Here is a 22,272-nt window from a genome sequence, read left to right on the forward strand (position 1 = left end):
CACCAGGAAGGATCCCCACCAGCAATGGCCGACGAGAACACCCCCAGCACGCCTGAAGAAGGCGCCATCATCGCCCAGCGCGTCGAGCCTGTCGGGCTCGAGACGGAGATGCAGCGCTCGTACCTCGACTACGCGATGTCCGTCATCGTGTCGCGAGCCCTGCCCGACGTCCGCGACGGCCTCAAGCCCGTCCACCGCCGCGTCCTGTACGCCATGTACGACGGCGGCTACCGGCCCGAGAAGGGCTTCTACAAGTGCGCCCGTGTCGTCGGCGACGTCATGGGCAACTACCACCCGCACGGCGACTCCTCGATCTACGACGCGCTGGTCCGCCTCGCGCAGCCGTGGTCGATGCGGATGCCGCTGGTGGACTCGAACGGCAACTTCGGCTCCCCGGGCAACGACCCCGCCGCCGCCATGCGCTACACCGAGTGCAAGCTGGCGCCGCTGTCCATGGAGATGGTCCGTGACATCGACGAGGAGACCGTCGACTTCACGGACAACTACGACGGCCGCTCCCAGGAGCCGACCGTCCTGCCGGCCCGCTTCCCGAACCTGCTGATCAACGGCTCGGCGGGCATCGCGGTCGGCATGGCCACCAACATCCCGCCGCACAACCTCCGTGAGGTCGCGGCGGGCGCCCAGTGGTGCCTGGAGAACCCCGAGGCCTCGCACGAGGAGCTGCTGGACGCGCTGATCGAGCGCATCAAGGGCCCGGACTTCCCGACCGGCGCGCTCGTCGTCGGCCGCAAGGGCATCGAGGAGGCGTACCGCACCGGCCGTGGCTCGATCACCATGCGCGCGGTCGTCGAGGTCGAGGAGATCCAGAACCGCCAGTGCCTGGTGGTCACCGAACTCCCCTACCAGACCAACCCCGACAACCTCGCGCAGAAGATCGCCGACCTGGTGAAGGACGGCAAGGTCGGCGGCATCGCGGACGTCCGCGACGAGACGTCGTCCCGTACCGGCCAGCGCCTCGTCATCGTCCTCAAGAGGGACGCGGTCGCCAAGGTCGTACTGAACAACCTCTACAAGCACACCGACCTGCAGTCGAACTTCAGCGCCAACATGCTGGCCCTGGTCGACGGTGTGCCGCGCACGCTCTCCCTGGACGCGTTCATCCGGCACTGGGTGGCGCACCAGATCGAGGTCATCGTCCGCCGGACGAAGTTCCGGCTGCGCAAGGCCGAGGAGCGGGCGCACATCCTGCGTGGCCTCCTGAAGGCCCTGGACGCCATCGACGAGGTCATCGCGCTGATCCGGCGCAGCGACACCGTCGAGATCGCGCGCACGGGCCTGATGGAGCTCCTGACGATCGACGAGATCCAGGCGAACGCCATCCTGGAGATGCAGCTCCGCCGACTGGCCGCCCTGGAGCGCCAGAAGATCATCCAGGAGCACGACGAACTCCAGGCGAAGATCACCGAGTACAACGCGATCCTGGCCTCCCCGGTCCGCCAGCGCGGCATCGTCAGCGAGGAACTCGCCGCGATCGTCGAGAAGTACGGCGACGACCGCAAGACGATGCTCGTGCCCTTCGACGGTGACATGTCCATCGAGGACCTCATCGCCGAAGAGGACATCGTCGTCACCATCTCGCGCGGCGGCTACGTCAAGCGCACCAAGGCGGACGACTACCGCTCCCAGAAGCGCGGCGGCAAGGGCGTCCGCGGCACGAAGCTCAAGGAAGACGACATCGTCGACCACTTCTTCGTGTCGACGACCCACCACTGGCTGCTGTTCTTCACCAACAAGGGCCGCGTCTACCGCGCGAAGGCCTACGAACTCCCGGACGCCGGCCGGGACGCGCGCGGGCAGCACGTCGCGAACCTGCTCGCCTTCCAGCCGGACGAGGCCATCGCGGAGATCCTCGCGATCCGCGACTACGAGGCCGCGCCCTACCTGGTGCTCGCCACCAAGGGTGGTCTGGTCAAGAAGACGCCTCTTAAGGATTACGATTCGCCCCGCTCCGGCGGTGTCATCGCGATCAACCTCCGTGAGACGGAGGACGGTTCCGACGACGAACTGATCGGCGCCGAACTCGTCTCGTCCGAGGACGATCTGCTGCTGATCAGCAAGAAGGCGCAGTCGATCCGGTTCACCGCCACGGACGACGCGTTGCGCCCCATGGGCCGCGCGACCTCCGGTGTCAAGGGCATGAGTTTCCGCGAGGGCGACCAGCTTCTCTCGATGAATGTTGTTCGACCCGGTACGTTCGTGTTCACTGCCACAGACGGCGGGTACGCGAAGCGCACCGCCGTCGACGAGTACCGCGTCCAGGGTCGCGGTGGCCTGGGTATCAAGGCCGCCAAGATCGTCGAGGACCGCGGTTCTCTCGTCGGCGCGCTGGTGGTCGAGGAGACCGACGAGATCCTCGCCATCACGCTGTCCGGCGGTGTGATTCGTACGCGAGTCAACGAGGTCAGGGAGACGGGCCGTGACACCATGGGCGTCCAACTGATCAACCTGGGCAAGCGCGATGCCGTCGTCGGTATCGCTCGTAACGCCGAGGCGGGACCGGAGGCGGAGGAGGTCGTCGGCGACGAAGCCGGCGACGAGACCACCGAGGGTGCCGTGACCACCGGCACGGACGAGGGTGACGCACCCTCGGACGAGTAGCACGAGGAGAGAGTCATCGTGAGCGGAGCCACGGGCGCCGGATCGACCGGTACGGACACGGACGGCGGCGGCCGTGGCTCCGCCGCGAACGCGACAGATCCGCACACGACCCAACTGCGGGCGATCGACGTGAAGAAGAGCGACGCGCACTCGCCCGGCACGCATGGATCCCAGGGGGGAACTGTGACGGACACCCGAGGTCCGCAGACCCAGCACCAGTCGGCTGGGGCGGGCCCGGCCGCGCCGGGCGCCAAGGCCCCGGGCCAGGCGCATCCGTCGGCCCAGCAGGCCGCACAGGCCGCGCCCGCGGGGTCCCCGCCGCCGGGCTCGCCCCTCCCGGGCGAGCGCCAGCCGCAGCAGCCGGCGGGGCCGTACCACCCGCCGCAGGCGTACCCCACGCAGTCGCCCGCCGCCGCCCAGAGCGGTGCCGTACGCCGTCCCCGTACGGGTGCGCGCACCGCGCCCCGCACCCGTAAGGCGCGGCTGCGGGTGGCCAAGGCCGACCCGTGGTCGGTGATGAAGGTCAGCTTCCTGCTCTCCATCGCGCTGGGCATCTGCACGGTCGTGGCGTCCGCGGTGCTGTGGATGGTCATGGACGCGATGGGCGTCTTCTCGACGGTCGGCGGCACGATCTCCGAGGCGACCGGCTCGAACGAGTCGAACGGCTTCGACCTCCAGTCCTTCCTGTCGCTTCCGCACGTCCTGACGTTCGCGGGGATCATCGCGGTCATCGACATCGTCCTGGCCACGGCCCTGGCGACGCTCGGCGCGTTCATCTACAACCTCTCCGCGGGCTTCGTCGGCGGCATCGAGCTGACGCTCGCCGAGGACGAGTGAGAGCCGGGTGAACGGAGGTTGAAACCTCCCCGGGCGGTCCCGTGACTATCGATTTTGGGACTGCCCGTGTCGTGCGCTAATCTTCAGGAGTCAGCGCGCGGGACACACTCCGCACAGCGCGGCGGGGCTATAGCTCAGTTGGTTAGAGCGCATCCCTGATAAGGATGAGGCCACAGGTTCAAATCCTGTTAGCCCCACCAGCACGAAGACCCCCAGCCGGTTCCGGTTGGGGGTCTTCGGCGTTCAAGCCCCGGCGCCTGGCCGATCCAGTACCGGCGGTCACGTCGGCCGACTCCCGGGAGCAATGGGCGGTGCCCCTTGTCGAGTTGGGGGCTCAGAGGCAGAGGCAGAGGCAGAGGCATGGGTGTAGGTGTGGGCGTGAGAAAAGCCCTCGGAATGTTTCGATAGATCCCTGGGGGCACGCCAGAAGACCCCCGGCCATGGTGGCCAGGGGTTTTCGGGGTCCTTTGTGTTGTCTCTGGAGCGTTGTACGCAAGTTCGCCGCTGGGTCAGAGAGGGCGGGTGGGCGGGCAGGTCCTGCGGGTGGGGCAAGTCGACCAAGGCGACTCGTCGAGCGGGTCAGCAGGTCGAGCGGGGCGAGCGGGTCGAGCAGTTCCTTCGAGGCCGGCGGGGTGTCTCGTGCCGGGCTGTGGTGCGCTGTGCCGAGGGGGCTGGGCCGCGACCGGGTCAGCGCTGGAGCGGTGCCGCCTGGTCGGCGTGGGCCGGGTCCAGCGAGTCCGCGGGGTCCGTCATCTCGTCCGTGTCGGTCGGCGGGCGGTGGCGGCAGCTGGGGGACTTGCCGTGGGCCTCGGCGCGGATGCGCTGCTTCATCGTGGGGGGCAGGGACCTGGTGAAGGTCCAGGGGGAGACCGCCGGTGTCGTCGTCGCGGCGACCGCGCTGGTGCTCGTGGCCTCGACCCGCGGAGTCGCGGCGGCGGCCGCCGCGGTGACCGTGATGAGTCCGAGCGCCGTGCACAGTGCCAGGAAGCCGGTGACGAAGGCGTTCCACAACTTCATGACCTTGATCTGGGCCATGGCCCCTCACTTTCAGGTTGGGCGATTTGCGTACTTTCCTCATGATGTGTATGGGGCTCGCGAAGTGGTGGACCGACGCCCGTGGCGCGTCGATGTTCTGATGAACACCACCCGGATGGGCGCAAGAGGCCGTGAAAGCGCCGAATATGCGCGAAAGGAGGGCGAAGTAACCCTCCGTGGGGGTGTGATCACCCTCCGATCGGAGCGGCTCGGTCCGCTCGTACTGCGCTGTCCCGGGCGGGAGTTGGCCCCGGACGCAGGTCACCGATCGGTATCGGTCGGTGTGTATAGTCGGGCGCCAGAGGTCCCCTACGTCAAGGAAAGACGAGGTCGCGCGGTGAAGAAGCTTCTCCTGGTCGCACTGGCCGCCATCGGCGGGCTCCTCGTGTACCGCCAGATCCAGGCGGATCGCGCCGAGCAGGATCTGTGGACGGAGGCGACCGACTCCGTGCCCACGGGTTCGTGAGTACCGAGATCCAGTTCTGAGCAAGCCCCGGCCGCCCTAGCGGTCGGGGCTTTGTGTTGCGCTCCCGCCCGGCTGCGGCTACGGCCGCGGGCACCCCGCTGTTTCGGACGCTCGTACGCATTGCCGGGATGCCACGCGCGCGTGCGGGGCAGGATGGGCCACGTCCGGAGCAACGGTGAGGGGTGGCGCGTCATGGGGCGGCGGCGTACGGCGTGGTGGCGGACGCGGGCACAGGGCGGCTGTAGGCCCGTCGCCGGGGGTGAGGCCGTACGACGACGTGTCGTGGTCCTCACAGCGGTGCTGTGCGCGACGGTCGCCCTCACGGGGCGGCCCGCCACGGCGGCCGGGTCGCCGGCGGCCTACGGCTACGGCCGGAACGACCAGCTCGTCGACGGAGCGGCCGGCACCGGGGACGCCGTGGCGCTGAAAGCCGGTGGGGCGTACCGGAGTTCGCTCCCGAAGGGCGCCAAGGTCTACTACGGCATCGATCTCGACGCCACGTCGAACGCCTATGTGTCCGTGACCGCCGTGCCTCCGGCGGGTACCACGGTCGCCGCCACCGACGGCATCAGGGTGTCGATGCAGAACGCCTCGGGCACCGCCTGCACCCACCGGAGCGCCACCTTCGGGGCGAGCAGGAGTCCTCACCCCGTGGCCGCCTGGGCGGCGCGGGAGGCGGGGAAGGCGCTGTGCAAGGGCGGCGGCACGTACTACGTGGTCGTCGAGCGGGTCGACGCGTCGGGTTCGTCGTCGGACACCTGGGGGCTGGAACTCACCGCCGTCTCGGAGCCTCCGCCGGCCCGGGCCGGTACGACCGAGGCTCCCCAGGTCTGGGACTCCGCGTCGCCCGAGGCGGTGACGGGGGAGGCCCGGCGCCGTGCGGGCGGCTCGGGCTTCGCCGGGGCGGTCGCCGTCGGGCAGGGCGTGTGGCAGGACGACGTCCGGCCCGGCGGGACCCTCTTCTACAAGGTGCCGGTCGACTGGGGCCAGCAGCTGTCCGTCACCGCCGAACTGGGCGGTTCGGACGGCGGCAGCGGCTATGTGACCCGCGCGCTCGACCTGGCCCTCTACAACCCGGTGCGCGGCTCCGTCGACGAGGCGGGCCTCGGGTACCGGGGCGACGAGCGGTCGGTGGCGCTGGAGCCGCTGCCGCCCGTCGAGTACCGCAACCGCTACTCCGTCGTCGACCACGTCAACGGGATGCGCTTCGCCGGGTCCTACTACCTCGTCGTGCACCTCTCCACGGAGCTGGCCGACAGCTTCGGCGAGGGACCGTTGCCGGTGACCCTGCGGGTGCGGGTCGCCGGGTCCGCGCATGCCGGTCCCGGGTACGCGGCGAAGCCCGAGCCAGGGAACATCTTCGAGGTGACCGCGCAGGACCGCGCGGCGGCCGTGACGGGCGGTGCTGAGGAAGGTACCGGGGGAGGCGGCAACCGTTCGATGAAGGTCCTCGCGGTGGCCGGCATCGGCGCGGGCAGCGTGCTGCTGGCGACGCTCGGCGTGTGGACGGTGTCCGCCCGGCGGCGCGACGGAGGCCGGGGCAGGAACAGGGACGGGGATCGGGACCGAGACCGGGCTTCTACGGCGGCCCTCTAGCCGGCCCGGCCGCCCGTCTCCCCGCACCGCTGGCACTGCCCGTACCGCACCGCCATACCGTCCCGCACGGTTCAGATGCGGGTCAGCGCCCAGAACCCGACCGCGTAGCAGGCCAGCGCGAGCAGCAGGACCGGGATCGCCACCTTCGCGGGCGGCCCGGGCCGCCGCCGCGCCCGCCTGCCGCGGTGCTGCGGAACCGGCGGCGCGGAGAGCGGAACCTGCGGGACCTGAGCGGTGTATGCAGCGGTAGAGGGTTCAGCACGCGGCTGGGGGGAGGCCAGGCCATGGGGGGAGGAGTACGGGGCGGAATGCGCGGGCCGGCACGGGTCCTGGTCGGCCTGGTGCCCGTACGAGGTCTGCGGGGGCGGCAGATGGAAGCTGCCGGTGTCCGACATCGGGGAGGGTGATGGAGGCGGAGCCGGTGTCCGGGCCGGTATCGGCGTCGGCTGGGAGACGATGCCCTGCCTGGGATCCACGGGTACGGAGTCCGTGCCGGGCCAGGCCGACTCGAAGCCCTCGCCTGCCTCTCCGCTGACGCCTGCGCCCCCGTTGGCTCCTCCGCTCCCACCGACATCGACACCGCTGCCGTTGCCTTCTCCTGCACCGCCGCCGACATCAACTCCGCTGCCCAGCCCGTCCCCGCCCTCGGACGCGGACGGCACCACCGATGTCGTCGCCCCCGTGTCCACCCCGGACGCCCGCTTCAGGGGACCCTCGGGTGCGAACCCCGAAGGGAGCGGCCCCAGTTGGTCGAAGATCTCGATCAGCTCGTCGTCGAGGCCGGGCTCGGGCAGCAGCTCCGCGGCGGCGGCAAGCGCCTTGCGCGCCCCCGTGGCGGTGCGGAAGCGGGCCTGCGGGTCGGGCTGCAGCAGCATCGCCACGACCTGCCACAGCGCCTCGGGAATGCCCTTGGGCGCCCCCGGAGTCCCGTGCTCCGCGAAGTACTGCACCAGCGCCTTGGAGTCCGGCTTGGCCCCCTCCAGCAGATACAGCGCCACGAGTCCTACGGCGAACAGGTCGGAGGGGAAGTCCGGTTCGGCGCCCATCATCTGCTCGGGCGCGAGATAACCCGGCGTGCCCACCACGAGGTTGGTCTCCGTCAGGCGTGCCTCGCCCAGCCGCATCGCGATGCCGAAGTCGGAGAGACGCAGGCGTGGGCGGCCGGTGCCGGTGGCTTCGAGGAGCAGGTTCGCGGGCTTGATGTCCCGGTGCACGACACCTTCCCCGTGCACCGCGGCGAGGCCGGAGAGGAGTTGGTCGAGCAGTGTGCAGACGAAGGCGGGAGGCAGGGGGCCGTAGTCCCCGACGAGATGGACGAGCGAGCCGCCGGCCACCAGGTCCATGGTGAACAGGACCTTGTCGTCGTCGGCGGCCCAGCTGGCCGGGGCCAGTACATGGGGATGGTCGATCCGCAGGGCCTGTTCCCGTACGAAGCGCAGCAGCGAGTGCGCGTCGCTCTGCTGCAGGACCTTGGCCGCCACATAGCGGCGCCGCCGATGGTCCCAGGCGCGCCAGACCGCGCCGACACCGCCGCGTCCGATCGGGTCGACCAGTTCGTACCGGCCGGCGAAGACCTCACCCATGGCTGTGCGTCGCTCCTCCCCCTTCGACTACCTCCGTTGCTTCCCCCGAGACGAGCGGTACGACTCCCCTTGACGGCAGTTCCTCATGGCCCTCCCTCGCGGCGGTTCCGCACGTGCTGCCGGTGAGCGACACGACCCCCTCGTGTCGCCTGCCGGCGGCGTGCCCGGCTGCCGAACCCCCGATCGGCTGCCGGGCCGTGGGGCTCAGCTCTGGTGGGACTGGTAGTGCGCGACCGCGTCCGAGGTGCGGCCCGCGCCGTAGACCCGGAGGAACTCTGCCAGTTCGGGGTGGGTCGGGGCGAGGGTGTCGGCCGCGTCGATGATGTCGCCTGCGGCGGCCACCGAGCGCAGCAGCGACTGGATCTCCCGGACCACCCGCTTGACCGTGGGCGCTCCCGAACTGCTCGTCGTGGTCGTGGTGTTGCTGAGCACCGAGCCCCCCTGGGACTTCTTGATCTCGTCCATGCGCTCGGTGGCCTCGGCCGCGCTCACGCTGCCGTCCGCGACCTGTCCCGCCAAGTCCTGCAGCAACTGCACCCGCTGAACCACCGCGGGATTGCCGATCTTCGCCCGCTGACCGCTCATCAGCTGGGACAACATCGGCGCGGACAGTCCCAACACCCCCGCGAGACGAGCCTGGTTGAGCCCAAGATCGTCGATGAGCTTACGGAAGAGCGCCCCCAAAGGCTCCCCGTACCAGTTCCGCTGCAGCTCCCGCGCTCTGGCGGTGGCTTCCTGCTGTGCGGCGTCCATTGCGTCTCCCCATCGCTTCCCCAAAACCGTGGTTCGCTCTAGCGAACCACGACGAGCATCTTACGGAGAGTGGTCGTTCACCGGGAGCCCCAACTTTTTGCGAGATACCCGGGGTGACCCGGTACGCTGGTCCCCGAAGCCCGCCGGTGTGTGGTTCTGCCGTCGGACGCTTCTCTAGCGGGGCCTTAGCTCAGTTGGTAGAGCGCTGTCTTTGCATGGCAGATGTCAGGGGTTCGACTCCCCTAGGCTCCACATTCCGCACCGGCCGGTCGCCCTCAGTGGCGTCCGGCCGGTTTTTCTGTGGGCCCGTGAGGTGACGTGCGTCACGTAAAGGGTGGATCTTCGTTGCAGTTGTTTGCGCAAATGCCCGTGCCGGTCGGGATGCGGCGAGCGTCGCACCGGCGATCCGGCCGGTGTGGCGATGATGTGCCCGCGTGTGCGGGAGGTGTGTGAGCTGGTGCATATGCGGCCGTGTAACCAGGGGTGTGCGGTCCGTTAAGGGAGTCCGTGCGGCGCTTGTACGCCTGGGCCGTTGCAAACGTCATCGCGGACAGCCCGCGTAAATCAAGGGAGTTGGCGGCCGTCGGCGGTTGTTCCACGTGAAACACCGGGGACTGTTCCACGTGAAACATCGCTGTGGGGCAGGAGACCCTCAAGTCTCCTGCCCCACAGCGATGTTGACAGTGCGTCGGACGTCAGCGGTGGTCGTCGCTGTCCGCGGCCTCGTCCTCGGCCTGCTTGGCCTCGACCTCGGGGTCGAGCACGGCCTCGGGGCTGCCGTCCACCGCGGCGAGCCGACCCGACTCGGGTACCTCGGTCGCGGCCGGGGGCTCGACCAGCCAGTCGGGGTTGGCCTGCTTGTCCCACCACTTCCAGGCGGCGAACGCGCCGCCCGCCAGGATGCCCAGTACGGCCAGCCCCTTCGCGAGACGGCCGGCCCTCGCCCGCCGCTCGTGCTTGCGGACCAGCTTCTGGATCTCCTTGGGCGAGACCTGACCGCGCAGCGCGGCGAACGCCGCCACACCGCGCGCGGCGGCCTCGTCCTTGACCGGGCCCGCGGCGGCGACCGCCTGCTCGATCCTCGGCCGCGAGTACTCGGCGGCCTGCTGGGCTGCCTTGCGGGTTCGGACGGCGGCCTCCTGGGCGGCCTGGTCGACCTTGGGCGGTACATGAGTGCGGGCCTGTTCCAGGCGCGGCACGACGTGGGCGTCGTACTGGACGCGGGCCTGGTCGGCAGCCAGCGACACCTTGGGCGCGAGTCGTACACGTGCCTCATGGGCGTAGTACGAGGCCTTGTCCTTGGCCGTGTCGGCGTAGGGCGCCACCACTTCCGCGGCGTGCAGCACGCTGTCCTTCGCCGAACCGGTCGCGGAGCGCACGCTGTCGATGCGGGTCACGGGATTCCTCCTCCTCGGTGGCGGTACGCAATTTCGTCTATCCACCCATTTACGGATCATGCCTGCCAACGGGCCGTGGGGCATGTAGAGGGCGGGCATCCGGGTCACGATTACGTGCGATACCGGTTGAACCGGATGAATACGAGGGAACGGGAGCTTGTCGTCGACAATGCCACGGATCCTCGTGCCGTGCCCCTGTCCCGGCGCCACTCGACCGGATTTCCGCAAGCGGATCCTGTGGAATGCCCCCGAGAGACAGGCGTCGGGCGACGGGATGCGTGGAGCGTGCGAGGATCTGAGGGTCACAGGAAGACAACGGAAGGCAGACCGTGGCCGAGCAGCTTTACGCCACCCTGAAGACCAATCTCGGCGACATCGAGGTACGGCTGCTGCCGAACCACGCGCCCAAGACGGTCCAGAACTTCGTGGAGCTCGCCCAGGGGGAGCGGGAGTGGACCAACCCCACCACGGGTGAGAAGTCCACGGACAAGCTCTACGACGGCACGGTCTTCCACCGGGTGATCAGCGGCTTCATGATCCAGGGCGGGGACCCGCTGGGCAACGGCACGGGTGGCCCGGGCTACCAGTTCGAGGACGAGTTCCACCCCGACCTGCGCTTCGACAAGCCCTACCTGCTGGCCATGGCCAACGCCGGGCCGGGCACCAACGGCTCGCAGTTCTTCGTCACCGTCTCCCCGACGGCCTGGCTGACCCGCAAGCACACCATCTTCGGCGAGGTCACCGATCCGGCGAGCCAGAAGGTCGTGGACGCCATCGCGGCCGCCGAGACCAACCCGCGCACCGACCGTCCGGTCAAGGACGTCATCATCGAGTCGGTCGTCGTCGAGACCCGCTAGGACCGAGCACCGGTCCTCACCGCCGGGAACCAAACGCCCCGTTCATCCGTAAGGATGGGCGGGGCGGTGCATTGCGTACGAAGGATTGAGGGGACCCCATGGACCAGGCGCCAGGCAGCCCGACGGGCCCGGAGGAGCAGCGGCCCCCGGACGGCCAGAGTCTGCCGGTCTGTTATCGCCACCCGGATCGGGAGACCGGCATCCGCTGCACCCGCTGCGAGAAGCCGATCTGTCCCGAGTGCATGGTCAGCGCCTCGGTCGGTTTCCAGTGCCCCGACTGCGTCCGCGGCGGTTCCGGCACGGGGCACGCCCCGACGGCGAGCCAGCCGCGGACGATCGCCGGCGGCACGGTGGCGGCGGACCCGCGGCTCGTCACCAAGATCCTGATCGGCCTCTGCGTCGCCATGTATCTGGTGCAGCTGGCGGTGGGCGACCGCTTCACCGAGCGCCTGGAACTCCTCGGCCAGGCGTACGTCCCGCTCTTCGGTTCCGTCGAGGGCATTGCCGAAGGCCAGCCCTACCGGCTGCTGACCGCGATGTTCCTGCATGCCAGCCCGATCCACATCATCTTCAACATGCTCAGCCTGTGGTGGATCGGCGGTCCTCTGGAGGCGGCCCTCGGCCGTGCCCGCTATCTCGCTCTCTATGTCGTCTCGGGTCTTGCGGGCAGTGCGCTCACGTATCTGATCGCCGCCCCGAACCAGCCCTCCCTGGGTGCCTCCGGTGCGATCTTCGGGCTCTTCGGTGCGACCGCCGTGCTGATGCGGCGGCTCCGGTACGACATGCGGCCGGTCATCGCCCTGCTGGTGATCAACCTGATCTTCACCTTCGGCTGGGCCAACATCGCCTGGCAGGCCCACATCGGCGGTCTCGTCGCCGGGGTGATCACCGGGTACGCGATGGTGCACGCCCCGCGCGAGCGGCGGGCCCTGATCCAGTACGGCACCTGTGCGGTCGTACTGGTCGTCGTCGTGGTGTTGACGCTGATCAGGACGGCTCAGCTCAGCTGATATCAAACCGTTGTCCACAGCGTGTGCCGGATCTTGTGCACACGGTGCGGGAACAGCTGTGCCCCCTGTCGCTGACCCGTGTTTCCGCAGGTCAGGCAGGGGGCGAACAGGTTTACGGGTGCCGGTGTGTCAGTCACACCAGCGTCAACACCCAGTGGGTTATCCACAGATCGTCGTTCTTTTTCCCCAGGCCCGCTGTGGATACTTCCCTGGCCTGTGGATAACTCACCGGAAAGCCGTGGGCAGAGCTGAGTTCACCCGGAAGTGACCGCGGCGTCCGCCGCCGATTCCCCCAGGGCTCCCGCCGCTACTTCCACTGCGTGGAGACGCCGAACCCCGCGGCGATGAAGCCGAAGCCCACCACGATGTTCCAGTTGTCCAGGCTGTCGATGGGCATGGAGCCGTCAGTGACGTAGAAGACGACGATCCAGGCCAGCCCGATCACGAACATGGCCAGCATGACCGGTGCGACCCAGGCACGGCTGTTCAACTTGATGGCGGTCGCCGCCTTCGCCGGCGGCGGCGTGTAGTCGGCCTTCTTGCGGATACGTGACTTCGGCACGAGGGTCTCTCCTGTCGATGCGCTGCGTGGCCGCGCAGGGAACTGGGGCGGGCTCCGGGGCAGCGTACAAGGGGACACTGAGTGCTCCCCCGGGCGTCCGTTAGCGTAGTGCTTCCGCGGCGCCGAAGGAGATAAGGGTACGTTGAGCAATTCTGCCGACTCCCCCGGGACGGGTACCAGTCCTGCCCGTATCCGCCGTTTCCGTCCGGTGCGGATTCTCACGGTGGCCGTCTTCGCCCTCGCGGGGCTCATCTTCTTCACCAGTTTCAACACGGCCAAGGGCACCAACATCCGCACGGACGCCTCCCTGCTGAAGCTGTCCGACCTCATCCAGACCCGCAGCCAGAAGAACGGCCGGCTGGAGGACGCGAACGGGGTCCTGCGCGACGAGGTCGACGGGCTCCGCAAGGAGGACGACACCGGCACGGGCGCCGACGACAAGAAGCTCACCTCGCTGGAGCGGACCGCGGGCGCGCAGCAGCTCAAGGGCAAGGCGCTCACCGTCACCCTGAACGACGCCCCGCCCAACGCCACCGCCAAGCTCCCCGGCTATCCCGAGCCGCAGCCCGACTACCTGGTCATCCACCAGCAGGACCTCCAGGCCGTGGTGAACGCGCTCTGGCAGGGCGGCGCCAAGGGCATCAAGGTCATGGACCAGCGGCTGATCTCGACCAGTGCCGTGCGCTGCGTGGGCAACACCCTGATCCTCCAGGGCCGGGTCTACTCACCGCCGTACAAGATCACGGCGGTCGGGGATCCGGGGAAGCTGCGGGCGGCGCTGACGGCGTCCGAGGCGATCCAGAACTACATGGTGTACGTCGATGTCTACGGGCTCGGATGGAAAGTGACCGACGACGGGACGGTGACTCTTCCCGGGTACTCGGGCACAGTGGATCTGCACTACGCGAAGCCAGTGGAGTAGGCGTCCGTACGGGAGCTGCCGGTGCGCGTGATCGTCAGGAGCGTCAGCGAACTCTTCATCACCGTCGGCACGCTGATCGTCCTCTTCGTGGTCTACGTGCTGTTCTGGACCGGTGTGAAGGCCGACCACACGATGAGCGACCAGATCCACCAGCTGCAGAACCAGTGGTCGCGGCAGACCGCGCGCCCGAAGGCGTCCCCCGCCCCGGCGCCCGCCGCCTCCCCCGCTCCGGCGAAACCGGCCGCGTACAAGGACGGCAGGCCTTTCGCGATCATGTACATCCCGCGGCTTGGTTTCACGTGGAACAAGCCGGTCCTGGAGGACACCGACGTGGACACCCTGAAGAAGGGGCTCGGCCACTACGCGGGTACCGCACGGTTGGGGCAGGTCGGGAACTTCGCGGTGGCGGGGCACCGGCGGACGTACGGCAACCCCTTCGTGAACTTTCCGGAACTGCGTGCGGGTGACGCGGTGGTGCTGACGGACGGGACCACATGGTTCACGTATCGGATCGACAAAGGGCCCTACAAAACAGTGCCCACCGACATTGAGGTGATCGATCCTGTGCCACGTAAGTCCGGGTACACGGCTTCGGGCCGCTATCTCACGCTGACCACGTGCGATCCGGAGTGGGGGCACAGCCACCGGCTGATCGTCTGGGCACACCTGGACTCCACACAGCCTGTGCAGGCCGGGAAACCGGCCGCGCTGCGCCGTTAGTCTGGTGACGTACGGCGTGAGTCTGGTGCCGTGGCGCGACGGAAGGGACGGCATGTACGGCTGGATCTGGCGGCATCTGCCGGGCAACGTGTGGGTCAAGGCGCTGATTTCGCTCGTCCTGGCCCTGGCCGTGGTCTACATCCTGTTCCAGTACGTCTTCCCGTGGGCCGAACCGCTGCTGCCCTTCAACGATGTGACGGTGGACAACCAGTGAGCGCACGGATTCTCGTCGTCGACAACTACGACAGCTTCGTCTTCAACCTGGTCCAGTACCTGTACCAGCTCGGCGCCGAGTGCGAGGTGCTGCGCAACGACGAGGTGTCGACCGCGCACGCCCAGGACGACTTCGACGGCGTCCTCCTCTCGCCCGGCCCCGGCACCCCCGAGGAGGCCGGCGTCTGCATCGAGATGGTGCGGCACTGCGCCTCGACCGGAGTGCCCGTCTTCGGCGTCTGCCTCGGCATGCAGTCGATGCAGGTGGCCTACGGCGGTGTGGTGGACCGCGCCCCCGAACTGCTGCACGGCAAGACCTCGCTCGTCGAGCACGAGGGCAAGGGCGTCTTCGCCGGCCTCCCCTCGCCCTTCACGGCGACCCGCTACCACTCGCTGGCGGCCGAGCCGGGAACGGTCCCGGCGGAGCTGGAAGTCACTGCCCGGACGCACGACGGCATCATCATGGGCCTGCGCCACCGCGAACTGCCCGTCGAGGGCGTCCAGTTCCACCCGGAGTCGGTGCTCACCGAGCACGGCCACCGGATGCTGGCCAACTGGCTGGTGGAGTGCGGCGACCAGGGTGCCGTGGCGAGGTCGGCGGGGCTCGCCCCGGTGGTGGGCAGGGCCACGGCGTGACCGCGCTGCGCCCCGAGCGCGAGTCCGAGGCCGCGTACGGGGAGCAGCCGTACGCGGAGCAGAGCGGGTTCGACCAGTGGCACGGCGCGCAGGCGCAGGGTGCGCCCGGGGTGCCGTACGGTCCGATCGACGAAGAGACCGTCGCGCTGCGGATAGCGGACCTCCCGCAGGAGGGGACGGGCCGCGGCCGGTCCATATCGGCGTCTGACGCCACATCCGCCTCGTCCGCCTCTTCCACCCCCACCGGGGGCCGCGCGGCCCGCAGGAAGGCCGCCAAGGGGCGGCACGGGCGTCATGGGGCCGGAGGCGCGGCCGACGAGACCGCCGAGGCCTCGACGGCGAGCGCATCGGCCTCGGCCGCGCCCGGTGCGGGCGCGCCCCTCTCCCGGGTCGAGGCGCGGCGGCGGCAGCGGGCCAACAAGCCGGGGGCCGGGGTCGTCGCGAGCCGGGCGATCGGCGAGGTGTTCATCACCACCGGCGTCCTGATGCTGCTGTTCGTCACCTACCAGCTGTGGTGGACGAACGTCCGGGCGCACGCGCAGGCCGGCAGCGAGGCGAGCCAGCTGCAGAACGACTGGGCCAGCGGCAAGCGCGCGCCCGGGGAGTTCTCGCCGGGACAGGGCTTCGCCATCCTGCACATTCCCAAGCTGGACGTCGTGGCGCCGATCGCCGAGGGCGTCAGCAACAAGAACGTCCTCGACAAGGGGATGGTCGGGCACTACAGCGAGGGCGCCCTCAAGACCGCGATGCCGGACGCGAAGACCGGCAACTTCGCGCTCGCCGCGCACCGCAACACCCATGGCGAACCGTTCCGGTACATCAACCAGCTCAAGCCGGGCGACGAGGTCGTGGTGGAGACCCAGGACACCTACTTCGTCTACAAGATGACGAAGACGCTCCCTGTGACGTCACCGAGCAACACCAGTGTCATCGACCCCATCCCCAAGGGCTCCGGGTTCACCACGCCCGGCCGCTACATCACGCTGACGACCTGTACGCCGGAGTTCACCAGCAAGTACCGGCTGATCGTCTGGGGCAAGATGGTCGAGCAACGGCCGCGCAGCAAGGGCAAGCCGGATGCGCTCATCGAGTAGGGGCAACTGAACGTGGCAGCGACCACCGGCGACACCGAAGAGCAGACCGACACGCCCGCCTCCCCGCCGGACCGCCCCCGCGGCACCAGCGGCCTCGCGACGGCCGTCAGCGTCTTCGGTGAACTCCTCATCACGGCGGGCCTGATCCTCGGCCTGTTCGTCGTCTACTCCCTGTGGTGGACGAACGTCGTCGCCGACCGCACGGCCGACAAACAGGGCGACAAGGTCCGCGACAACTGGTCCAAGGACAAGGACAGCGGCCCCGGCGCGCTCGACACCAAGGACGGCATCGGCTTCCTGCACGTGCCCGCGATGAAGAACGGCGAGGTGCTGGTCGAGAAGGGCACCGAGACGAGCGTCCTCAACGACGGCGTCGCCGGCTACTACACGGACCCGATCAAGGCCGCCCTCCCCACCACCGGCAAGAACGGCAACTTCACCCTCGCCGCCCACCGCGACGGCCACGGCGCCAAGTTCCACAACATCGACAAGATCAGGAAGGGCGACCCGATCGTCTTCGAGACGAAGGACGACTGGTACGTCTACAAGGTCTACGACATCCTTCCCGAGACCTCGAAGTACAACGTCAAGACGCTCGCCCAGATCCCCGTGGAGTCCGGCAGGAAGAAGGCCGGCCACTACATCACCCTGACGACCTGCACGCCGGTGTACACGTCCCGGTACCGCTACGTGGTCTGGGGCGAACTGGTCCGCGTCGACAAGGTGGACAGCGCGCGGACACCGCCGAAGGAACTCCGCTGACGGCACGGTCGTAGCGCGGCGCACCGCGCACACGGGGGCGCGGCGGCCCCTGGACACGAGAGAGCCCCGGCACCCTCCGCAGGGTGCCGGGGCTCTTCGCGTTCCGGGGCTAGCCGTTCAGGCCTCCGAAGAAGCCGCCACCGCCGTTGTTGTTGCCGCCGTTGCCGGTGCCCACGCTGGTGAGCGTGATCTGGGTGCTGCCGGGATCGTTGACCTGGTTGCCCTGGCCCGGGTCCTGCTGGGTCACGATCGCGTTGTCGCCCTGGTCGCTGTTGCCGGCGAACTGGATGTTGGTGAAGCCGTTCTGCTGAAGGATCTGCTTGGCGTTCTTCACCGTCTGGCCGACGACGTTCGGGACCTGGGTCTGGGAGACCTTGCCGATCTGGATGTTGACCGACGAGTTCTTGTCGACCTGCGTCCCGGCCGTCGGCGAGGTCGCGACGACCTTGCCGTTCAGGTTGTTGTCGGTGGTCGTCACCTCGGTGCAGTTGCCGACGAGGTCGTTCTGCTGCATCTGCGCCTTGGCGTCGTCACAGCTCTTGCCGCTGACGTCGGGGACCGTGGCCTTCGCCTGGGCCTTGGCGACGGTCAGGGTGATGGTGGTGCCCTTCTGGACCTCCGCACCCAGCGCCGGGTCCTGCTCCAGCACGGTTCCCGGGTCCTCGCCGGACACCTTCTGCTTGGTCTTCACGACGAACTTGTACTTGTCGCCCTCAAGGGTCGAGGTCGCGTCGTCGACGTTCTGGCCCACGACACTCGGTACGACGACCTTGGGCGCCCCGGTCGAGACGACCAGGTTGACCGTCGAGTCCTTCTTGACCGAGGTGGTGGAGGCCGGGTCCTGGGAGCAGATCTTTCCCTTGGGCTGGTTCTCGCAGGTCTTCGACGTGAACGCCAGTTTCAGACCGATGTTGTCCGCCATGGTTTTCGCGGCGGTCTGCGTCTGCCCGATGAAGTTCGGCGTGCTGACGTCGTCGTTCGACGCGTCGTTCCCGCTGAACGCCCATTTCCCGATCAGGATCGCGCCCACCAGCACCAGCACCGCCGCCACGACCAGCAGGATCGTCGAGGTGTTCGACTTCTTCTGCTGGCGGCGCCGGTCGGGACGGTCGTCGTAGCCGAAGCCGCCGTCGTCCGGGTTCATGGGGGGAAGCATCGTGGTGGCGCCGGCGTCCGAGCGCAGGGCCGTGGTGGCCTGGTCGTCGCCGTAACCGCCGTAGCCGACCGAGCCCAGTGCCGCCGTCGCCGCGACCGGCTGGCCGTCGAGGCAGGCCTCGATGTCCATGCGCATCTCGTCGGCCGACTGGTAGCGGTAGTTGGGGTCCTTGACCAGGGCCTTCAGGACGATGGCGTCCATCTCGGGCGTGATCTCGGGGTCGAAGACCGACGGCGGCTGCGGCTCCTCGCGGACGTGCTGGTACGCCACCGCGACCGGGGAGTCGCCCACGAAGGGCGGCCGTACCGTCAGCAGTTCGTAGAGGAGGCAACCCGTCGAGTAGAGGTCCGAACGGGCGTCGACCTGCTCGCCCTTCGCCTGCTCCGGCGAGAGGTACTGGGCGGTGCCGATGACCGCCGACGTCTGCGTCATCGTCATGCCGGAGTCGCCCATGGCGCGGGCGATGCCGAAGTCCATCACCTTGACCTGGCCGGTGCGCGTCAGCATGACGTTGGCCGGCTTGATGTCGCGGTGCACGATGCCACTGCGGTGCGAGTACTCCAGGGCCTGGAGGATCCCGATGGTCATCTCCAGCGTCCGCTCCGGCAGCAGCTTGCGGCCGCTGTGGAGCAGTTCACGAAGAGTGGAACCGTCGACGTACTCCATGACGATGTACGGGATCGAGACCCCGTCGACGTAGTCCTCGCCCGTGTCGTAGACCGCGACGATCGCGGGATGGTTGAGCGAGGCGGCCGACTGGGCCTCCCGGCGGAACCGGGCCTGGAAGGAAGGGTCGCGCGCAAGGTCGACGCGCAGCGTCTTCACCGCCACCGTGCGGCCGAGGCGTGTGTCATGGGCGAGGTAGACCTCCGCCATGCCACCACGGCCGAGCACTTGGCCCAGCTCGTACCGGCCGCCGAGGCGACGCGGCTCTTCCATAGTTCCCTACCAGCCCTCTCCGTCGGTGCCCGACCCGCACGGGTGTGCGGTCGGAGGCTAGCCGTCCGGGCCTACCGTACCCGGCTGGCTTTGTGTGACCTGGCCAAGCCCGTCACCCGATACAGGACCGGTATCGCAACGTGCACCGATGTGAAGGGGACGTGAGCGGGGTCACTTCTTGCTGTCGATGACCGCCTCCATAACGCTCTTCGCGATCGGGGCCGCGAGGCCGCCGCCGGAGATGTCGTCACGGTTGGCGTTGTCGTCCTCGATGACTACGGCCACGGCCACCGGCGAACTGCCGTCGGCGTTCTTGGCGTAGGAGAGGAACCAGGCGTACGGGTTCTCGCTGTTGTCGACACCGTGCTGGGCGGTGCCGGTCTTGCCGCCGACGGTGACGCCGGGGATCTTCGCGCTGGTGCCGGTGCCCTTCTCGACGACCGTCTCCATCATCGACTGCAGGATCTGCGCGTTCGTCGACGAGAGGGGCTGGCTCAGCTCCTCCGGCTCGGTCTGCGCGATCGTGTCGAGGTTCGAGGACTGGAGCTTGTCGACCATGTACGGCTTCATCAGCTTGCCGTCGTTGGCGACCGCGGAGGCGACCATGGCCATCTGCAGCGGGGTCGCGGCGGTGTTGTACTGGCCGATCGAGGAGAGCGCGGTCTGCGACGGGTTCATGTCGTCGGAGAAGACCGAGGCGCTGGAGCGGACCGGCGTGAACTGCTCGGCGTCGAAGCCGAACTTCTTCGCCTCGGCCAGCATCTTGTCGTTGCCGAGGTCGGAGCCGACCTTGCCGAAGACGGTGTTGCACGAGTACTGCAGCGCGACGCGCAGGGTCGCGTTCTTGCAGGGGATGTTGCCCTCGTTCTTCAGCTCGGTCGTGGTGCCCGGCATGGTCCACGGCAGCGGCGAGTCGGTCGCCTCGTCGGCGGACGAGTACAGGTTGTTCTGCAGCGCCGCGGACGCGGTGACCACCTTGAAGGTCGAGCCCGGCGGGTAGGTCTCGCGCAGCGCGCGGTTGAGCATCGGGTCGTTCGGGTCGTACTTCTTCTGCAGCTTCTGCCAGGCCTTGGAGTCCGTGGAGGTCGAGTTCCCCGCGAACGACGAGGGGTCGTACGACGGGTAGGACGCCAGCGCCAGGATCTTGCCGGTGGACGGGTCGAGGGCGACGACGGCACCCTTGCCGCCCTGCTTCTTCAGCCCCTTCCACGCGGCGTTCTGCGCGGCCGCGTTGAGGGTGGTGACGACGTTGCCGCCCGACTTCGACTTGCCGGTGATCATGTCGAGGGTGTTGCGGAAGAAGAGCCGGTCGTCGTTGCCGGTGAGGATGCCGTCCTCGATGGACTCCAGCTGGTTGGCGCCGAAGGCCTGCGAGGCGTATCCGGTGACCGGCGCCCACATCGCGCCGTTCTTGTACGTCCGCTTGTACTTCAGGTCGTTCAGCCCGGACGTGCTGGTCTCGGTGGAGCCGGTGATCGGATTGCCGTCGACGATGATGTCGCCGCGCGGGGTGGAGTAGCGCGCGATGGTGACACGGCGGTTGTTCGGGTCGTCCTTGAGGCCGTCCGCCTTGACGTACTGGAGCCAGTTGTCACGCAGCAGCAGGGTGAGGACCAGGAGGCCGCAGAAGAGCGCGATCCGGCGCAGGGGCTTGTTCATGACGGGCGGACCACCTGGGTCATCTCGGCGTCGGGACTGGGGGCGGGCGAGGGGGCCGGCCGGCGGGCGGTGTCGCTGATCCGGATCAGGATGCCGATGAGGGCCCAGTTGGCGATCACGGAGGAACCGCCGTACGCCACGAAGGGCATCGTCATACCGGTCAGCGGGATGAGGCCCATCACGCCGCCCGCGACGACGAAGACCTGAAGGGCCATACCGCCGGAGAGGCCGACCGCGAGGAGCTTGCCGAACGGGTCGCGCGCGGCGAGGGCGGTGCGCACGCCGCGCTCCACGATCAGGCCGTAGATGAGCAGGATCGCCATGATGCCGGCGAGGCCCAGTTCCTCGCCGAAGGTGGCGAGGATGAAGTCGGAGTTCGCGGCGAACCGGATGAGGTCGGAGTGGCCCTGGCCGAGACCAGTGCCGAGGGTGCCGCCGGAGCCGAAGGCCCACAGGGCCTCCATCGACTGCGCGGAGTGCCCGGCGACGGTCTTGCTGAGCGTGTACTCCTTCATCGGGTTGAGCCACGCCTGGACACGCTGCTGGACGTGCGGTTCGAAGGTGGCCACGCCGACCGCGCCGGCCGCGGACATCAGCAGACCGAAGACGATCCAGCTGGTCCGCTCGGTGGCGACGTACAGCATGATGATGAACATGCCGAAGAACAGCAGCGAGGTTCCGAGGTCGGTCTCGAAGACCAGGATCAGGATCGAGATGAACCAGACGACCAGGATCGGGCCGAGGTCGCGGCCGCGCGGCAGGTAGAGGCCCATGAAGCGGCGGCTGGCCAGCGCGAGCGCGTCGCGCTTCACCATCAGGTAGCCGGCGAAGAAGATCGCGAGGACGATCTTCGCGAACTCACCGGGCTGGATGGAGAATCCGCCGACCGAGATCCAGATCTTCGCGCCGTAGATGTTGGCGCCGAGGCCCGGCACCAGCGGCAGCAGCAGCAGGACGAGCGCGCCGACCATCGAGATGTACGTGTAGCGCTGCAGCGCGCGGTGGTCCTTGAGGAAGATCAGGACGACGGCGAACAGCCCGATGCCCATCGCGGTGTACAGCAGCTGCCGCGGCGCCGCGTTGCCCGCCTGGTTGATCGACTGCAGCAGCTTCGACTGGTCGAGCCGCCAGATGATGACGAGTCCCATGCCGTTCAGCAACGTCGCCAGCGGCAGCAGCAGTGGGTCCGCGTACGGCGCGAACTTGCGTACGGCCAGGTGCGCGACGCCGGCCAGCAGGCCGAGGCCCAGGCCGTAGCTCAGCAGCCCGGACGGCACCTGGTCGTTGATGGCCAGGCCCACGTTGGCGTAGGCGAACACCGGGATGAGGACGGCGAACACCAGGAGCGCCAGCTCGGTGTTGCGCCGGCTCGGTGCGCCGATGGAGCCGATCGTGGACGTGTGGTGCGACGGCGTGTTGGTAGAACTGCTCATCGTGTGACGGGGCCTCTCACGGC

General features: G+C 68.7%; 20 protein-coding genes and 2 tRNA genes. 14 read left to right on the forward strand and 8 right to left on the reverse strand.

Translation table 11 applies throughout. The annotated features are described in order from the left end of the window. The first annotated feature begins 24 nt into the window (after positions 1-24). From gyrA to ACIPTO_RS23275, 3 genes are all read left to right on the forward strand, one after another. Complete coding sequence (gene gyrA / locus ACIPTO_RS23265) at positions 25-2,619, forward strand: DNA gyrase subunit A (protein WP_366318721.1); 2,595 nt, start codon at positions 25-27, stop codon at positions 2,617-2,619. 18 nt (positions 2,620-2,637) lie between these two features. Then, the gene (locus tag ACIPTO_RS23270; protein WP_401195140.1) at positions 2,638-3,456 is read left to right on the forward strand and encodes a DUF3566 domain-containing protein; all 819 of its coding nucleotides are present in this window, start codon (positions 2,638-2,640) and stop codon (positions 3,454-3,456) included. A 123-nt stretch (positions 3,457-3,579) separates the two neighbouring features. After that, a tRNA-Ile gene (locus ACIPTO_RS23275) sits at positions 3,580-3,656 on the forward strand. Positions 3,657-4,143: 487 nt separating this feature from the next. Here ACIPTO_RS23275 and ACIPTO_RS23280 read toward each other — a convergent pair. After that, positions 4,144-4,491, reverse strand: coding sequence for a DUF6344 domain-containing protein (locus tag ACIPTO_RS23280; RefSeq protein WP_366318717.1), 348 nt, complete (start codon positions 4,489-4,491; stop codon positions 4,144-4,146). A gap of 337 nt (positions 4,492-4,828) precedes the next feature. Here ACIPTO_RS23280 and ACIPTO_RS23285 point away from each other — a divergent pair, with 337 nt between their 5' ends. Both ACIPTO_RS23285 and ACIPTO_RS23290 read left to right on the forward strand, forming a co-directional pair. Then, complete coding sequence (locus ACIPTO_RS23285) at positions 4,829-4,957, forward strand: DLW-39 family protein (RefSeq protein WP_003999697.1); 129 nt, start codon at positions 4,829-4,831, stop codon at positions 4,955-4,957. Positions 4,958-5,110: 153 nt separating this feature from the next. Continuing rightward, positions 5,111-6,553 carry a hypothetical protein gene (locus ACIPTO_RS23290; RefSeq protein ID WP_401195143.1) on the forward strand — a complete coding sequence of 481 codons (1,443 nt, stop codon included), beginning with the start codon at positions 5,111-5,113 and terminating at the stop codon, positions 6,551-6,553. Between the two features lie 71 nt (positions 6,554-6,624). Here the strand turns inward: ACIPTO_RS23290 and ACIPTO_RS23295 are convergent, their stop codons facing one another. Together ACIPTO_RS23295 and ACIPTO_RS23300 are read right to left on the reverse strand one after the other, a co-directional pair. Next, entirely contained in the window at positions 6,625-8,136 is a 1,512-nt protein-coding gene (locus ACIPTO_RS23295) for a serine/threonine-protein kinase (protein ID WP_401195146.1), read from the reverse strand. Between the two features lie 204 nt (positions 8,137-8,340). Then, a complete protein-coding gene (locus tag ACIPTO_RS23300; protein ID WP_019055167.1) occupies positions 8,341-8,889 on the reverse strand; it encodes a DNA-binding protein in 549 nt (182 codons plus the stop codon). A gap of 179 nt (positions 8,890-9,068) precedes the next feature. Between ACIPTO_RS23300 and ACIPTO_RS23305 the strand changes: the two genes are divergently transcribed. Beyond that, positions 9,069-9,141 (forward strand) — tRNA-Ala (locus ACIPTO_RS23305). A gap of 443 nt (positions 9,142-9,584) precedes the next feature. On the opposite strand, the gene ACIPTO_RS23310 is transcribed toward ACIPTO_RS23305, so the two are convergent. Then, positions 9,585-10,286 carry a DUF5324 family protein gene (locus ACIPTO_RS23310; RefSeq protein ID WP_401195149.1) on the reverse strand — a complete coding sequence of 234 codons (702 nt, stop codon included), beginning with the start codon at positions 10,284-10,286 and terminating at the stop codon, positions 9,585-9,587. 329 nt (positions 10,287-10,615) lie between these two features. Here ACIPTO_RS23310 and ACIPTO_RS23315 point away from each other — a divergent pair, with 329 nt between their 5' ends. Together ACIPTO_RS23315 and ACIPTO_RS23320 are read left to right on the forward strand one after the other, a co-directional pair. Beyond that, positions 10,616-11,143 (forward strand): peptidylprolyl isomerase, encoded by a 528-nt coding sequence (locus ACIPTO_RS23315; protein ID WP_366318709.1) that lies wholly within the window; start codon positions 10,616-10,618, stop codon positions 11,141-11,143. Between the two features lie 98 nt (positions 11,144-11,241). Continuing rightward, positions 11,242-12,153 (forward strand): rhomboid family intramembrane serine protease, encoded by a 912-nt coding sequence (locus ACIPTO_RS23320; RefSeq protein ID WP_366318707.1) that lies wholly within the window; start codon positions 11,242-11,244, stop codon positions 12,151-12,153. A gap of 307 nt (positions 12,154-12,460) precedes the next feature. On the opposite strand, the gene crgA is transcribed toward ACIPTO_RS23320, so the two are convergent. Further along, entirely contained in the window at positions 12,461-12,715 is a 255-nt protein-coding gene (gene crgA / locus ACIPTO_RS23325; RefSeq protein ID WP_033285718.1) for a cell division protein CrgA, read from the reverse strand. Between the two features lie 142 nt (positions 12,716-12,857). Here crgA and ACIPTO_RS23330 point away from each other — a divergent pair, with 142 nt between their 5' ends. Genes ACIPTO_RS23330 through ACIPTO_RS23355 form a run of 6 tightly spaced genes read left to right on the forward strand, consistent with a single transcriptional unit; the run spans position 12,858 to position 17,062 of the window. Next, positions 12,858-13,637, forward strand: coding sequence for a DUF881 domain-containing protein (locus ACIPTO_RS23330; protein WP_401195153.1), 780 nt, complete (start codon positions 12,858-12,860; stop codon positions 13,635-13,637). Between the two features lie 21 nt (positions 13,638-13,658). After that, on the forward strand, positions 13,659-14,357 hold the full coding sequence (locus ACIPTO_RS23335) for a class E sortase (RefSeq protein WP_401195155.1): 699 nt from the start codon (positions 13,659-13,661) through the stop codon (positions 14,355-14,357). A gap of 16 nt (positions 14,358-14,373) precedes the next feature. Further along, positions 14,374-14,571 (forward strand): hypothetical protein, encoded by a 198-nt coding sequence (locus ACIPTO_RS23340; protein ID WP_026150117.1) that lies wholly within the window; start codon positions 14,374-14,376, stop codon positions 14,569-14,571. Further along, complete coding sequence (locus ACIPTO_RS23345; protein WP_366318702.1) at positions 14,568-15,206, forward strand: aminodeoxychorismate/anthranilate synthase component II; 639 nt, start codon at positions 14,568-14,570, stop codon at positions 15,204-15,206. Before ACIPTO_RS23340 ends, ACIPTO_RS23345 begins: the two co-directional genes overlap by 4 nt. Beyond that, positions 15,203-16,300, forward strand: coding sequence for a class E sortase (locus ACIPTO_RS23350; protein ID WP_401195157.1), 1,098 nt, complete (start codon positions 15,203-15,205; stop codon positions 16,298-16,300). Before ACIPTO_RS23345 ends, ACIPTO_RS23350 begins: the two co-directional genes overlap by 4 nt. A gap of 12 nt (positions 16,301-16,312) precedes the next feature. Continuing rightward, complete coding sequence (locus ACIPTO_RS23355) at positions 16,313-17,062, forward strand: class E sortase (RefSeq protein WP_401195159.1); 750 nt, start codon at positions 16,313-16,315, stop codon at positions 17,060-17,062. Positions 17,063-17,171: 109 nt separating this feature from the next. Here the strand turns inward: ACIPTO_RS23355 and pknB are convergent, their stop codons facing one another. The 3 genes from pknB to ACIPTO_RS23370 all read right to left on the reverse strand — a co-directional run bounded on the left by pknB (position 17,172) and on the right by ACIPTO_RS23370 (position 22,249). After that, a complete protein-coding gene (pknB, locus tag ACIPTO_RS23360) occupies positions 17,172-19,157 on the reverse strand; it encodes a Stk1 family PASTA domain-containing Ser/Thr kinase (protein WP_366318698.1) in 1,986 nt (661 codons plus the stop codon). Positions 19,158-19,328: 171 nt separating this feature from the next. Beyond that, a complete protein-coding gene (locus tag ACIPTO_RS23365) occupies positions 19,329-20,816 on the reverse strand; it encodes a peptidoglycan D,D-transpeptidase FtsI family protein (RefSeq protein ID WP_401195161.1) in 1,488 nt (495 codons plus the stop codon). Next, positions 20,813-22,249 carry an FtsW/RodA/SpoVE family cell cycle protein gene (locus ACIPTO_RS23370; RefSeq protein WP_366318694.1) on the reverse strand — a complete coding sequence of 479 codons (1,437 nt, stop codon included), beginning with the start codon at positions 22,247-22,249 and terminating at the stop codon, positions 20,813-20,815. The genes ACIPTO_RS23365 and ACIPTO_RS23370 overlap by 4 nt, the downstream gene beginning before the upstream one ends. Positions 22,250-22,272: the final 23 nt, after the last annotated feature.

It is taken from the genome of Streptomyces sp. NPDC090083, assembly GCF_044747445.1.
In the GTDB taxonomy this organism is placed as follows: Bacteria; Actinomycetota; Actinomycetes; order Streptomycetales; family Streptomycetaceae; genus Streptomyces.

Coding starts and splice junctions, on each gene's coding strand:
- gyrA (WP_366318721.1), top strand. CDS start 25: ATGGCCGACGAGAACACCCCCAGCACGCCTGAAGAAGGCGCCATCATC.
- ACIPTO_RS23280 (WP_366318717.1), bottom strand. CDS start 4,491: ATGGCCCAGATCAAGGTCATGAAGTTGTGGAACGCCTTCGTCACCGGC.
- ACIPTO_RS23290 (WP_401195143.1), top strand. CDS start 5,111: ATGGGCCACGTCCGGAGCAACGGTGAGGGGTGGCGCGTCATGGGGCGG.
- ACIPTO_RS23295 (WP_401195146.1), bottom strand. CDS start 8,136: ATGGGTGAGGTCTTCGCCGGCCGGTACGAACTGGTCGACCCGATCGGA.
- ACIPTO_RS23300 (WP_019055167.1), bottom strand. CDS start 8,889: ATGGACGCCGCACAGCAGGAAGCCACCGCCAGAGCGCGGGAGCTGCAG.
- ACIPTO_RS23320 (WP_366318707.1), top strand. CDS start 11,242: ATGGACCAGGCGCCAGGCAGCCCGACGGGCCCGGAGGAGCAGCGGCCC.
- pknB (WP_366318698.1), bottom strand. CDS start 19,157: ATGGAAGAGCCGCGTCGCCTCGGCGGCCGGTACGAGCTGGGCCAAGTG.
- ACIPTO_RS23365 (WP_401195161.1), bottom strand. CDS start 20,816: ATGAACAAGCCCCTGCGCCGGATCGCGCTCTTCTGCGGCCTCCTGGTC.
- ACIPTO_RS23370 (WP_366318694.1), bottom strand. CDS start 22,249: ATGAGCAGTTCTACCAACACGCCGTCGCACCACACGTCCACGATCGGC.